The following is a 13,408-nucleotide window of genomic DNA, read 5'->3' as shown; positions in this document are numbered from 1 at the left end:
CAGAGACCTCCACGAACTGTGATCCACGTCATATAGTCGAAGGGCCGGTGGGTTCGTCAGTGACGTGGAGGTATCGATGCGGTCGACGCTTGTGGAATACCCGTGTTCGAATCTGCTCCTCGCCGACGCCCGCGTCACTCGCGCGGGGGACGGAGTGCTTCGGTACAGCCAACTGGACCCGTCGCTGTCCGAACTCCTCGATATTGCCGTTCATCGGTTCTCCTCGCGCATCGCGGTCGAGGAGGTCGACGGCGAGCAGGTCACCTTCGCGGAACTGTGGGCCGAGGCGTCGCGGGTCGCAGGCGGACTGAAGTCGCGAGGCGTCGAGATCGGCGATCGTGTGGCGATTCGTGTCGCCGCCGGGGTGCGGTGGATGGAGGCGTGCCTCGGCGTCATCCTCGCGGGCGGTGTCCCGGTCTCTGTCGGTGTGCACCTGAGTGACGACGCAGCGGACTTCGTCATCGCGGACAGTGGCTCGGTGCTGGTGCTCGATGGGGAACTCCCACACGGTGTTCCGTTCATCGACGACGGCGCGGCCCCGGACGAGATGGCGATCCTCGCGTACACCGCCGATTCTTCGGGCGAGATGCTGGGCGTCGAGTTGAGTAACGAGAACGTGCTCTCGGCTATCGTCGGTATTCTGCACTCGCGCGATTACGGCGTCGAAGGTGTGCGGAATCTGCTGGTGGACAATGATTTCAAGTCTGTGCGCCAGTTCGTGCACGTGCTCGCGACGCTGGTGGTCGGCGGAACGGTGGTCCTCGCCGGCGACTTCTGGCGCGAGAGTGTGCACACGGTCGACATCGTGACCGGGCGGCCCGAGGACTTGCTCGAGCCACGGTTGCTCACGCTCGGACCGGCGGCGCGTGCCGGTTCGAGGTCGGTGCAGTGGATCGACTGCAGCGGATCGCCGATCACGGCCGAGCAAGAAGCGAAGCTGCTGACGATGTTCCCGGCCGCTCGACATGTGATCGGTTGGGGTAAAACCGAAACCTGTGGGGCCGGTCTCATTCTGCCGACCGAGTCGGCACCCACACACCTCGGCAGCGTCGGAATCGCCTTCGGCGGAATGGAAGTGGCGTTGTACGGCCCGGACGCGCCAGGTGGTTTCGGTGAGTTGCTGTGCCGCGGGCCGAGTGTCACGCGTCGGTATTGGAATTCGCCGGAAGCGACCTCGACGAGATTCACCCAGGGGTGGTTCTGCACTCACGACACCGCGCAGATCGACCCCGATGGCTTCGTCCGTATTGTCGAACGCAACGTCGCGTAGTCACGCGAGTGTGGTCGACAAACGAGAGGGACATCATGGCGGACGAGGTTCTCACCGAGCGGCGCGGGCGGACACTGATCATCACCATCAACCGACCCGAGGCGCGCAACGCCATCAACTCGGCGGTCAGTCACGCGTTGGCCGCTGCGGTCGAAGAGCTCGATGCGGACGACGATCTGTCCTTGGCGGTGCTGACAGGCGCAGGCGGAAACTTTTGTGCCGGTATGGATCTGAAGGCATTCGTGGCCGGCGAGAACGTACTCGTGCCGGGACGCGGCCTCGGATTCACGGAAGGGCCCCCGCGTAAGCCGATCATTTCGGCGGTCGAGGGCTTCGCGTTGGCGGGCGGCACGGAACTCGTGCTCGCCACCGACCTGGTGGTGGCGTCGTCCGAAGCGAAGTTCGGTATCCCGGAGGTCAAGCGAGGACTGGTTGCAGGTGGCGGCGGATTGTTGCGCCTGCCCAAGCGGATTCCGTACCAGAAGGCACTGGAACTGGCCCTGACCGGCGACAGTTTCACCGCCGAGGAGGCATACCGCTACGGTTTCGTGAACACGTTGACCGGGCCGGGCAAGGCGCTCGAAGGCGCACTCGACTTGGCAGATCGAATCACCCGCAACGGACCGCTCGCGGTTGCCGTCACCAAGGAGATCATCGTCAAGGCCGGCGGCTGGTCCGACGACGAAGCTTTCGCGAAGCAGTTGCAGGTGATGGCGCCGGTGTTCGCCTCCGAAGATGCACGCGAGGGTGCAACGGCGTTCGCCGAGAAGCGTGCCCCAGTCTGGAAGGGGCGCTGAACCGAAATGGCTACTCCTGTCGCAGAACTGCACATGCACATCGAGGGTTCGTTGGAACCCGAACAGATCTACCGGCTCGCCGAGCGCAATCGAATGGATTTGCCGTACAAGGACATCGACGATCTGAAGTCGAGGTACGAGTTCACCGACCTGCAGTCGTTCCTTGATCTCTACTTCGCCAACATGGCCGTCCTGCGTACCGCGGAGGATTTTGCCGACCTGACGCGGGCGTATTTCCGTCGGGCAGCAGCCGCTGGAGTGGCGCATGCCGAGTTCTTCTTCAATCCGCAGGCGCACGTAGTCCGCGGTGTTCCGCTGACCGAGGTCCTGGACGGGATCATGGATGCGGTGGCATCGAGTGAGCGCGAGTTCGGGCTCAGCAGTGCGGCAATCGCCGCCATTCTCCGTGATCAGCCTGTCAAGGACGCCGAAGAGGTCTTCTCCGAGATCATTCGCTTGCAGGCGCCGATCGTCGGACTCGGACTCGACTCCGCCGAGGTCGGCAACCCGCCCTCACTGTTCGAGGATGTCTTCGCCCGTGCGCGTGCCGAGGGCTTGCACGTCGTTGCTCACGCCGGTGAGGAGGGACCGCCCGAGTACATCTGGCAGGCGCTCGACATTCTCGGCGCCGAGCGCATCGACCACGGCGTCCGGGCGCTCGAGGACCCTGCCCTCATCGAGCGTCTGGTCGACGAGGAGATTCCACTGACGGTCTGCCCCTTGTCGAACGTTCGTCTGCGAGTGTTCGATTCGCTGTCGGACCATCCGCTTCGATCGATGCTCGAGATGGGTTTGATCGTCACGGTCAACTCCGACGACCCGGCCTATTTCGGGGGATACGTCGACGACAATTTCACCGAACTCGGCCGAGCCTTGGGGCTGACCGAGGCCGAGCGCGACACCCTCGCCCGGAACTCGATCAAAGCCTCGTTCGCCAGTGACGCGCGAAAAGCGGAACTGCTGAGGCACTAACTGCTGCGGCACTGACCGTCAGTCGCCGAGCACCTGACGTAGGTATTCGTTGTCGAACACTCGATTCGCGTCGTATTTGTCTCGAACGGCGACAAAGTCGTCGAGTCGATCGTACGTAGGACGCAGGTCGTCGACGGTCCGGTTGTGCATTTTTCCCCAATGCGGCCGGCCGTCGACGGCGCGCGCGATGGCTTCCACTGCGGCGAAGTATTCGGTTTCAGGTCGGCGGTGGTACTGATGGACCGCGATGTAGGCGGTGTCGCGTCCGTGAGCGGTCGAAAGCCAGAGGTCGTCGGCGGCAGCAAAACGTACTTCGACGGGGAAAGCGACGTTCGTTCCGGACTTCTTCATCCAGCGATCGATTTCGTGGAGCGTCTCGGTGACGTGTTCGCGGGGAATCGCGTATTCCATCTCCTTGAACTTCACCCGGCGCGAGGACGCGAATACTCGGTAGCTGCGATCGGTGAACTCGCGGGCGCCGAGCAGTCGAGACGACACGTTGTTGATTCTCGGGATCGCGGCCGGTGCCAGGGTCGCGACGCGATTGACGCCTTCGAAGAGTGTGTTCGAGAGGAGTTCGTCGTCGACGAACGCGCGGACCTTGCCCACCGGATCGGGTTCGGTGTCTCCGGGGAGTCGGGTGTTGCTCTTCGTGAGCACACGGTCGGTATGCGGAAACCAATAGAACTCGAAGTGATCCAGGCCCAGACGATCGCTCTCGAGGGTGTCCAGTATGTGAGACAGCGTGTCGGGTTCCTCGATTGCGCGGAGCGTGAATCGCGGTACGCAGGCGAGAGTGATCTTCGAAATGATGCCGATTGCACCCAATCCGAGGCGCCCCGCTTCGAACAATTCGACATTTTCGTCGGCACTTGCGGTAACCACGGATCCGTCGGCGAGAACGATCTCGATTCCGCGAATCTGTGTGGCGATACCGCCGAATCGGGCGCCGGTTCCGTGCGTGCCGGTGGATGTCGCGCCGGCCAGTGACTGGACGTCGATGTCGCCGAGATTGGCCATCGCATATCCGCGTTGCCACAGGGCGTCGTTGAGGGCGTGAAGGCGAGTGCCTGCAAAAACAGTGACCAGCGCGCCGTCGTCGGTCGGCGTGATCGAATCGATTCCGCTCAGGTTGTCCAGGCTGACGAGGATACCGTCGGTGACCGCGACACCGGTGAACGAATGGCCTGCGCCGACGGCCTTCACACGTTGGCCACGCGCCGCAGCCTCGGCGACCAACGACGAAAGTTCACGGGTATTTGTCGGCGTCGCAAAGCGACGCGGCGCGGCGCTTTGAGTGCCCGCCCAGTTCTGCCAAGTGTCCGAAGCCATTACGCAATAATGTACTTGGACGGTCGTCCAGGCAAGTATTGCGCGAAGATTTTGTCATTTGCGTTCTACGATCATTGGATGCTGAACAGGCTCCCGGCGGACGAACGCCGCACACAATTGGTCGAGTCCGCTTTGTCCATAGCGGAACAGCGCGGTGTCAGTTCTGTGACGGTAAGGGCGGTGGCAGAGGAGGCCGGCGTATCGCTCGGCGTCGTTCATTACTGCTTCGAGAGCAAGGAAGCGCTGATCGCGGCAATGGGTGAGACGCTCATTCTGCAGCTCAGTGCGTCGATGCAGTACGCATTCGCGCAGGTCCGACACGCACCGGATCTCAGTGGCGTGCAGGGGCTCAAGGAATTGCTGCATATCGGGTTGACGGGAATGTGGCCCACTATCGAGGCAACGCCGGACAGGCAGTTGTTGACCTACGAAATCACCGCGCAGGCTCTCCGCAGTCGTAATCTCGGTGCCGAACGCGCTGGGGCTGTTGCTTTCGAGCAGTACCGAATCATGGACGAGCTTGCGGTTTCGTTTCTCGAGGAGTGCGCCAAGATTTCCGGCACCGTGTGGACCGAGCCGTTGAGTTCGATTGCGCGCCTGAGCCTTGCACTTATCGACGGCCTCGTCCTGCGTTGGCTGGTCGATCGTGACTCCGACGCGACTATTGCGGAGTTCGGAGAAATGGTTCAGGTAATTGCCAACAAAGCAGTGATCGCGCCCCAGTAGAAGTGCCATCCTGGACATACGTCCAGTATTGGTGATTGACTGGTCGCACGCCGCGACGATTGGATCATCTGTGACCCGGACCCTCGATCGACTCACTGCTGCCACGCGAGAACTCGACCCGCCTCTGGCCGCTCTGGATCTGACCACACTGCGCAGTAATGCAGCCGACCTGGTGCGCCGCGCCGGTGGAACGCCGGTGCGAGTGGCGAGCAAATCGGTTCGTTGTCGGACGGTTCTGGCTGAAACTCTCGGCGACACACTGACCGCGTCCGGCGGATTCCGCGGAATCATGGCGTACTCATTGCGCGAGGCTTTGTGGCTGGTCGGGTTGGGCGCACGGGACATCCTGATGGGATACCCGACCGCCGATCGCGGCGCCATCGCGGATCTCGCTGCCGACGACACCGCTCTCGAATCGATCACCTTGATGATCGACGACGATGCACAGTTGGATCTCATTCGTTCGGCGTCGACGGGGGATGCGCCTGTCCGGGTGTGCCTCGACGTCGACGCGTCGCTGCGAATCGGCCCGATCCATCTGGGCGTACGACGCTCACCGCTGCGCGAACCTGCCGCGGTCGCCGCACTCGCGGCGCGTGCGCGCCAACGCGGATTCTCCGTCGTAGGAGTGATGTTCTACGAAGCTCAGATTGCCGGCCTTCCTGACACCAGTGCTCCGATCGGTTGGGTCAAGAAAGCCTCTGCGCGCGAATTGGCGTCCAGAAGGGGCGCTGTGGTCGCGGCCGTCACCGATGCCGTTGGTGCACTCGAGATCGTCAACAGCGGCGGCACGGGGTCGCTGGAGGTCAGCTCGGCCGATCCTGTGGTGACCGAGGTAACAGCAGGCTCCGGGTTGTATGTACCGACCCTGTTCGACCGCTACCGCGCCTTCCGACCCGATCCTGCGCTGTTCTTCGCTCTGTCGGCAGTGCGCAAGCCGACTCCGTCCGTCACGACCCTGTTCGGCGGCGGATACATCGCGTCGGGACCTGCGGGAGCCACCCGCGTTCCGTCGCCGATCTGGCCTGCCGGTCTCAAACTGCTCCGCAACGAAGGGGCAGGCGAAGTTCAGACCCCGGTCACGGGAAAGGAAGCCGGAAACATCGCGATCGGCGACCGCGTGTGGTTCCGGCACGCCAAGGCAGGCGAGTTGTGCGAGCGTTTCGACCGCGTGTACGTGGTCGAAGCCGACGGCACCCGAACCTCGGTTCCCACCTACCGCGGTGAAGGACAGTGTTTCGGGTAAGGCAGGCTTCGGGTAAGGCAGGCTTCGGCTAGCTCGTCAGCCTCATGAACGCGCCCAGTTCCACCAATCCCGCGGGCGTGCTCGGCATGTACTGCGTCAATGCGTGCGATCGGACGATGATCGCGCACCACTTGCCGCGTGAGACAGCAACGTTGAGGCGGTTCCGCGACAGCAGGAACGACATTCCTCGCGGGACGTCCTCGACGGCGGAGGCAGCCATCGACACGATTGCCACCGCGGCCTCGCGTCCTTGGAACTTGTCGACGGTGCCGACCTCGACCTCCGTGAGACCGGCCTCGGTGAGATCGCGCTCGACGGTGCCCACCTGGGCGTTGTACGCCGCGACCACGAGAATGTCCGATTGCTCCAGCGGCCTGGTTCCCTCGAACTCGCTGGGGTCGGTCCACGGTGTACCGAGAAGTTCCTGGATCTGGCGAACGATCTCCTGCGACTCTTCCGGAGAGTATGTGGAATTGCCGCGGTGATCGACGTACACGGTGTGCACTCCGGCGGCGAGTCCGTCGAGTTTCCTTGCTGCACTGACGGTTTCCTGGGAATGGAGTTTGCCCTCGTACGACAGAGCAGACACGGGGGCGCACAGATCAGGGTGCATCCGCCACGTTTTCTCGAGGAAGTAGCCGAGTTCGGGTGGCAGTGCACCGTGTCCCTCGGCGAGCCAACCGAGTGCCGATTCGTCGACAGGTTCGGGGTGCGTGCCTTGGCTGACCTGCGGCAGTTGCTGTGGATCGCCCAGTAGCAACAGGTTTCGCGCGGAGATCGCGACGGCAATCGTGTTGGCCAGCGCGAATTGACCTGCCTCGTCGACCACGAGCAAGTCCAAACTGCCGGCGGGAACACGATCGGTGTTCGCGAAGTCCCATGCAGTGCCGCCGATGACGCAGCCGACGCCTTCCGCTTCGGCGATGAAACCGGCGTATTCCTCGGACGCGATGTCCTGCCATTCCGCGGTCTTGCTGCGGCTACCCTTCTTTGCGACCAGTGCGGGGTCCACGCCGGCCTTCAGAATGCCGCCGAGCATGTTCTCAACCACCGAATGTGATTGTGCCACCACGCCGATTCGCCAATGGTGTTGTTCGATCAGTGTCTTGACGACGCGAGCGCCCGTGTAGGTTTTGCCCGTACCGGGAGGACCTTGCACCGCCACGTAGGAATCGTCGAGGTCGAGAAGTGCGGCGGTGATGGCGTCGGCGTAGTTGTTGTCGGTGCCGACAGGTGGCAGCGGTGAACCCGAGAGGGTTCTCGGGGTGCTGCGCCTGAGAATGTCGACTGCCGCGATGTGTGGCAGTTCGGGCAGGCTCTCACTGGCGCCGGACGCGGCAGCGGCGATGGACTTCTCCATACGTCCGGTGGGAATCGGACGACCAGGTGCCAACGCGACCGGGGAATCGATGTATTCGTCACCGCTGAGCAGTTCTTCCACGGTGACCACGTCGAGCCCTTCGGACTTGACGACGGCGGTGACCTTGACGCTGCTGGTGCCGCGCTGGGTGGGGTTCTCGCTTGCAACGGCATCCGGGGAGGGGGTTGCGTAGAGCGCGAAAAGATCACTGCCCGGGCTCAAAGACGTTCCGGTGCCGAAACTTCCGGTCAACTGGATGTGGCGACGAAACTTCTTCTGCCGCGGGGTGCTCTTGTGCCAGTCCGCTTCGATTTCGGACTGCTCGACCACCATGACGTCGCGGATGTCCACGAGGTCTTCGATCGGTGTGACCAATCGGTCGAAGTGGGCCCACCAGTACGGCTTCCGTTCGCGATTGTGGTAACCGACTGCTGCGGCCAATAGAGCAGCAGCCTGCTGATCGGGGGTTCGTGTCGAACCGGCCTTGTGGCCGGCGAAGTCGCGGAGTGCGATTTCCGATTCGGTGAGTTCTTCGAGTGGAATCTTGATCTGTCCGGTCGGCTCACGAAGTTCGACACCATGTTCTGCGGCGCGCTCGGCGAGCCAATCACGCAGGCGGAGAGTGGATTCGCAGTCGTACTCGTTGTAGTCGGAGATGCCCTGAAGAAGCTCCCTGGCCTGGTCGGCTTGTCCGCCGTCGCGCAATTCGCAGTAGTCGGCATAAGCGACGACCGAGGCGGCGGCGTTGGTCACGTCACCGTCGCGGCCGTGCTCACCCATGTAGAGCGGCTCGAGTTTCTTGATGCTGTACGAGCGTTGTCCGATCCGCAGGCACGCGCGGACGATCGGATACAGGTCGACGAGCACGTTCTCGCTGAGCAGCGTGTCCACTGTCTGCTCGCCGACACCGTGACGTGCGGCCAAGCGCAACAGCGCCGATTTCTCGTACGCGGCGTAGTGGTAGATGTGCATGCCGGGGTGGGCTTCACGGCGCGCGGTGACGTAGTCGAGGAAGTCGAGGAGCGCTTGGCGCTCGCCCTCGCGGTCGTGTGCCCAGAACGGCTTGAACACGTAGTCGTCCGCCGGCCCTTCGACCACGCCGAACAGGTACTCCAACCCCCAGTCGGTGGATCCGTCCTCGGCCCAGAGTGGATCGCCCTCGAAGTCGAAGAAGATGTCGCCGTCGTCGGGGACGGGTAGACCGCCGAGCGCCGAGGGCTCGTAGACCTCGAATTCGGCGTCGCCGGATTGTTCCTGGCGTAGTTGAACGGCTGCCTGCGCACGGAGTTTGTCGAGGGTTTCCCGGCGGATTCCCTCAACTGCGCCAGTGCTCGAGGCGAGTTCGTCGATTGTCGTGATCCCCGAGACGATCAGTTGTTCGCGCTGATTGCCGCGGACACCCGCAACCAGCAGGAGGTCCCGATGGCTTTCGACTTCGACGCTGCAGGTGTCGCAGCGACCGCAACGTAGGTACCGATCGTCGAGCCACTGGGTTGGTTTTCCTTCGGCGCGGTGCTCGTCGAGGACTCGTTCGAGTTCTGCTCTGCGCGCCGCGAACACCGGTGCGATGTCTCCGATGTCGTGTGATGACGTGCTGCCGTCTCCGAGCAGTAGATGAACCTGATCGGAGGCGGCGATTGCATTGCGCTCCAAAGCGTCTGCGTACGCGGCGAGTTGGAGGAGCGCCGACACCTTGGCATGCCGGGAGAGTTTGCTGTCGTAGACGGCGTACGTGTCGCCCTCACGGACGAGGAAATCGCAGAAACCGAGGAATCGGCCGTCGAAGAAGGTTCCCTGATAGATGACGGGCGCACCGGATCGGGCGGCCTCGACGGTGGCCAGGGTGGCGGCGGTCAACCCCGCGCGTGAGTGTTCCGGCCGCGGCATGACGACGACGCCGTCACCGTGTTGATCGATGAACTTCTGAAGCTGTTCGCGCTCGTGCGAGTCGCCGAGGCTCGACGTTCGCTCGAGCATCGGATCCGCCTCGGCGGCCTCGGCCGCGATCAGACCGGTACGGGCGTCGAGTTGCCGCAGCAGTGCGAACTCGCACGAGGCCGCAGCCGAGAGGTCGCTGGCGCTGTAGACGATCTGATCATCGAGTAGGAACACAGGGCGATTGTGCCATCGCTCACCGACAAGGCAACCCACCAGTAATCGCCCACGCGCCGCGGATACCGGTCGCGGAGTGCAGAATGACGATCATGCCTTTCTTCGACGGACGAACCGGTCAGGTGCACTTTCGGCATTGGCCGGCGGCAGGGGGTGTGGTGCCCACGGTGTCATTGGTCTTTCTGCACGGTCTCGGTCAGCACAGCGGGCAGTATCACCGCTTCGCGGGCGCTATGGCGGCGTCGGGGATAGACGTGTGGGCGATCGATCACACGGGGCACGGCTTGTCGGAGGGGGACCCGGGGGTAGGCGCTCCGCTGTCGGATCTTGCTGCCGACGCAGCCGCGCTCGCTGACATCGCTCTGGCGGAATTGCCCGAAGTCCCGCAGGCGGTGATGGGCCATTCCTTGGGTGCGGTGACGGCGCTGACGATGTTGGCTCATCGCGATCACGATTTTGCCTCCGCGGTGCTGTGCGGCATTCCGCGCAGCGCGGTCGAGCAACACGGTTGGGGGGAACTCTCCGAAGCCGGGATTCCGGTGTTGGTCGTCCACGGCACCGACGACCGGATCGCGCCGGTCGATCCGGTCCGAGACTGGGCCCGGACGCTGCGCAACGTCGAGATGCGCGAGTTCGAGGACGCCGGTCACGATCTGTTGCACGAGAAGATTCACGCCAGCGTCACCAACGTCAGCCGTGAATTCCTTCTCGCGCATTCCAGATAGGCCTCTCAGGAGAGTGCGTCAAGCACCTCTTTCGACGTGACGGGATGCGAGAACATCGGATAGTCGTAAGTGATCGCGTTCTCGTGTTCGGCGACCGAAGTGCCTGCCACACAATCGGTGAGAGTGATGACCCGGTAGCCGTTCTCGTATCCGGTGCGCATGGTCGATTCTACGCAGCAGTTGGTCAGGAAACCGCCGAGAATGATCGTGCGAATTCCTTTGCTGCGCAAAATGAAATCGAGGTTGGTGCTGGCAAATGTGTCGAGTCCACGCTTGCCCTCGATGACGATGTCGCCGTCCTTCGGGGTGAGGTCGTCGACGATCGCGGCGCCCCACGAGCCCTTCACGAAAGCCTTGCCGTCGACGACGCCCTTGAGGATTCCGTACGGATGCGAGGTGATTTCGTTGTACCCCTCGGCGAAGGTGATCGGTGCGTGCATCACGGTGACACCCGCCGCGCGGGCCGCATCGACCAGTGCGGCGGTGTTCGCGAGGAGTCCGTTCGATTCCATGACCGGTGCGACGGCCTCGTGGAGGACGCCGCCTTCGGTGGTGAAGTCGTTCTGGTACTCGATGAGCACGACGGCGGTGGTTGCGGGGTCCAGTTCGAGCTTGTCGGTCATGGTCGGCACCTTCTCTGTTGTGGTCCGGGTCACGAATCTTCTCAATTAAACAGTTTGTCAGACAAGCAGGCAAGGGGTGGTAGCGTCGCGGCATGGATACGACTCCGTTGTCGCGCATGCCGCTCAGCCTTGCCGTGTCGGGAAGAATCCGCGCTGCCATTCTCGACGGCTCGCTTCCCGTCGGTGAGGCATTGCCGACCGAACAGGAACTTGCACAGACGTTCTCGGTGGGTCGATCGACGGTCCGTGAGGCACTTCGCGTCCTGCAAGCGCAGGGATTGCTGACCGGCGCGGACACTACGTCGACTGCCAGACCTCGGGTGACGCACGAGCACACGGCCGATTCCGCCGCCACCGCCCTCAGTACGGCGTTGCAGGTGGGTGCAGTTCCCCTGGGCGATCTTGTCGAATTACGAGTGCTGCTCGAATCCGCCGCACTGCGCACAGTCGGTGCGGTGCCGTGCGACGCTAGGGACGCGATCGAGCGGATGCGCGTCGCGACGCTTGCCGACGACTCGGTCGCCTTCCACGACGCGGACGTCGACTTTCACGTCGCGCTCGCCGGAGCGGGCGGGAACAAGGCGTTCGGGTTGGTCATGACGGTTCTTCGGGACAGCATCGCCGGCTACTTGCTGAGCGAACTCGACGCGCGCGAGAACTCGGAAGCCACACTCGGCGCACTGCTGAAAGAACACGAGGGTATCGCCGACGCCATCGAGCGCGGCGCCTCCGACGAGGCTGCCCATTTGGTCGAGCGCCACGTGCGCGGATTCTACGAAGGAAAAACCGAATGACCACGAGTATCGATCTGTTGGGCGAACGCTTGCAGAAAGCGCTGGGGGACAGGGCCACAACCGACCCCGACCGAATGGGCGCGTACGTCCGGGATCAATCACTGCTCACTGCGGCGGGAAAGCCTGCTGCACTGGTCAAGGCGCAGACGGTCGACGACGTCGTCGCCGTCATGACGGTGGCCCACGAACTCTCCGTTCCGGTGGTGACGCGAGGGGCGGGAACCGGGTTGGCCGGCGCCGCCAACGCGCTCGACGGATGCATCGTTCTGAGCGTCGCGGGCATGGATCGCATTCTGGAGATCGATGCCGCCGCGCGCACCGCCACGGTGGAGCCCGGAGTGATCAACGGCGACCTCGCCGAAGCTGCTGCACAGCAGGGCCTTTGGTACGTACCGGATCCGGGAAGCCGGGCGATCTCGAGTATCGGCGGCAACCTGGCGACAAATGCGGGCGGCATCTGTTGCGCAAAGTACGGTGTCACCGGCGATCACGTCGCGGCCCTGACGGCGGTACTGGCGGATGGGCGTCTGATCCGTACCGGTGCGCGGACGCGCAAAAATGTCGCGGGGTTGGACCTGACACATCTGCTCGTGGGGTCTGAGGGCACGTTGGCCGTCATCGTCGAAGCCACGATGCGACTGCGAACGGCGCCCACTGCAGCGACCACCGTCGTCGCGTTTTTCGATTCCGCGGAGTCCGCGATCGATGCGGTCCTCGCGGTGTCGGCAGTGGCCGAACCGTGTCAGATGGAGTTGATGGACGACGTCACCATCGGCGCGGTCAACCGCCTGACGAAGATGGGGCTGGACGAGTCGGCCGGGGCGATGCTGCTCATCCAGTGCGACGGTAGGTCAGCTGCCGCCGAAGCTGCGGACTGTGCCGCAGCGTGCGAAAGCGTCGGGGCGAGAGAGGTTTTCCACACCGACGATCCGGTGGAAGGTGACGAGTTCACCGCGGCTCGACGGATGGCATTACCCGCTCTCGAGGCGATGGGCACGGTGCTCCTCGACGACGTCGCGGTGCCCGTGCCCGCGTTGCCGTCGATGCTGGGGTGCATTCGTGAGACGGCCGAGCGTCACGGTGTCACGATCGGAACCTTCGGTCACGCCGCGGACGGAAATCTCCACCCGACCATCGTGTTCGACGCCGCCGAAGTCGGAGCACAGAATCGTGCGCGTGGAGCGTTCGACGACATCGTCGCCGGGGCGCTGGCATTGGGCGGAACGATCAGCGGTGAACACGGTATCGGCGTGCTCAAAGCGCCGTACATGGCAGACATGGTCGGCCAGACCGAACGCGAGATGATGCTCGCAGTGAAGGCCGCATTCGATCCGAAGAACATTCTCAATCCCGGACGAGGTATCTGAGCGTTTCGTCTGTCGTACTCATCGTAAATTGCGCTACCAGACGAACGTGTTGCCGCACGACGCTTTTCGAGTGACGATGGCCGT

At 63.4% G+C, this 13,408-nt stretch carries 11 protein-coding genes; 8 read left to right on the top strand and 3 right to left on the bottom strand.

Translation table 11 applies throughout. The features are described 5' to 3' along the window. Window positions 1-76 precede the first annotated feature (76 nt). From ACFWAD_RS27435 to ACFWAD_RS27425, 3 genes are read left to right on the top strand one after another with little or no spacing between them, the layout of a single operon-like run. The gene (locus ACFWAD_RS27435; protein WP_378449075.1) at window positions 77-1,270 is read left to right on the top strand and encodes a class I adenylate-forming enzyme family protein; all 1,194 of its coding nucleotides are present in this window, start codon (window positions 77-79) and stop codon (window positions 1,268-1,270) included. A gap of 35 nt (window positions 1,271-1,305) precedes the next feature. Further along, a complete protein-coding gene (locus tag ACFWAD_RS27430; protein WP_378549569.1) occupies window positions 1,306-2,067 on the top strand; it encodes a crotonase/enoyl-CoA hydratase family protein in 762 nt (253 codons plus the stop codon). Window positions 2,068-2,073: 6 nt separating this feature from the next. Continuing rightward, entirely contained in the window at window positions 2,074-3,039 is a 966-nt protein-coding gene (locus tag ACFWAD_RS27425; protein WP_378539179.1) for an adenosine deaminase, read from the top strand. Window positions 3,040-3,057: 18 nt separating this feature from the next. On the opposite strand, the gene ACFWAD_RS27420 is transcribed toward ACFWAD_RS27425, so the two are convergent. Next, entirely contained in the window at window positions 3,058-4,371 is a 1,314-nt protein-coding gene (locus tag ACFWAD_RS27420) for a D-arabinono-1,4-lactone oxidase (RefSeq protein WP_029255793.1), read from the bottom strand. A 78-nt stretch (window positions 4,372-4,449) separates the two neighbouring features. On the opposite strand from ACFWAD_RS27420, the gene ACFWAD_RS27415 reads away from it, so the two are divergent. Together ACFWAD_RS27415 and ACFWAD_RS27410 are read left to right on the top strand one after the other, a co-directional pair. Continuing rightward, window positions 4,450-5,097 carry a TetR/AcrR family transcriptional regulator gene (locus ACFWAD_RS27415; protein ID WP_230817438.1) on the top strand — a complete coding sequence of 216 codons (648 nt, stop codon included), beginning with the start codon at window positions 4,450-4,452 and terminating at the stop codon, window positions 5,095-5,097. Window positions 5,098-5,167: 70 nt separating this feature from the next. Continuing rightward, the gene (locus tag ACFWAD_RS27410) at window positions 5,168-6,343 is read left to right on the top strand and encodes an amino acid deaminase/aldolase (RefSeq protein ID WP_230817439.1); all 1,176 of its coding nucleotides are present in this window, start codon (window positions 5,168-5,170) and stop codon (window positions 6,341-6,343) included. Window positions 6,344-6,371: 28 nt separating this feature from the next. On the opposite strand, the gene ACFWAD_RS27405 is transcribed toward ACFWAD_RS27410, so the two are convergent. After that, the gene (locus ACFWAD_RS27405; RefSeq protein ID WP_378549566.1) at window positions 6,372-9,815 is read right to left on the bottom strand and encodes a TM0106 family RecB-like putative nuclease; all 3,444 of its coding nucleotides are present in this window, start codon (window positions 9,813-9,815) and stop codon (window positions 6,372-6,374) included. 83 nt (window positions 9,816-9,898) lie between these two features. Between ACFWAD_RS27405 and ACFWAD_RS27400 the strand changes: the two genes are divergently transcribed. Next, on the top strand, window positions 9,899-10,540 hold the full coding sequence (locus ACFWAD_RS27400) for an alpha/beta hydrolase (protein WP_378549563.1): 642 nt from the start codon (window positions 9,899-9,901) through the stop codon (window positions 10,538-10,540). Between the two features lie 5 nt (window positions 10,541-10,545). Here the strand turns inward: ACFWAD_RS27400 and ACFWAD_RS27395 are convergent, their stop codons facing one another. Continuing rightward, the gene (locus tag ACFWAD_RS27395; protein ID WP_317555172.1) at window positions 10,546-11,163 is read right to left on the bottom strand and encodes an isochorismatase family cysteine hydrolase; all 618 of its coding nucleotides are present in this window, start codon (window positions 11,161-11,163) and stop codon (window positions 10,546-10,548) included. Window positions 11,164-11,255: 92 nt separating this feature from the next. On the opposite strand from ACFWAD_RS27395, the gene ACFWAD_RS27390 reads away from it, so the two are divergent. Continuing rightward, window positions 11,256-11,957 carry a FadR/GntR family transcriptional regulator gene (locus ACFWAD_RS27390; RefSeq protein ID WP_378549559.1) on the top strand — a complete coding sequence of 234 codons (702 nt, stop codon included), beginning with the start codon at window positions 11,256-11,258 and terminating at the stop codon, window positions 11,955-11,957. Further along, entirely contained in the window at window positions 11,954-13,324 is a 1,371-nt protein-coding gene (locus ACFWAD_RS27385) for an FAD-binding oxidoreductase (RefSeq protein ID WP_378549556.1), read from the top strand. The genes ACFWAD_RS27390 and ACFWAD_RS27385 overlap by 4 nt, the downstream gene beginning before the upstream one ends. The last annotated feature ends 84 nt before the right edge of the window (window positions 13,325-13,408 follow it).

The sequence above is a fragment of the Rhodococcus sp. NPDC059969 genome, assembly GCF_042738325.1.
Lineage (GTDB): Bacteria > Actinomycetota > Actinomycetes > Mycobacteriales > Mycobacteriaceae > Rhodococcus_F.
This window is presented reverse-complemented; position numbering and strand designations above follow the sequence as displayed.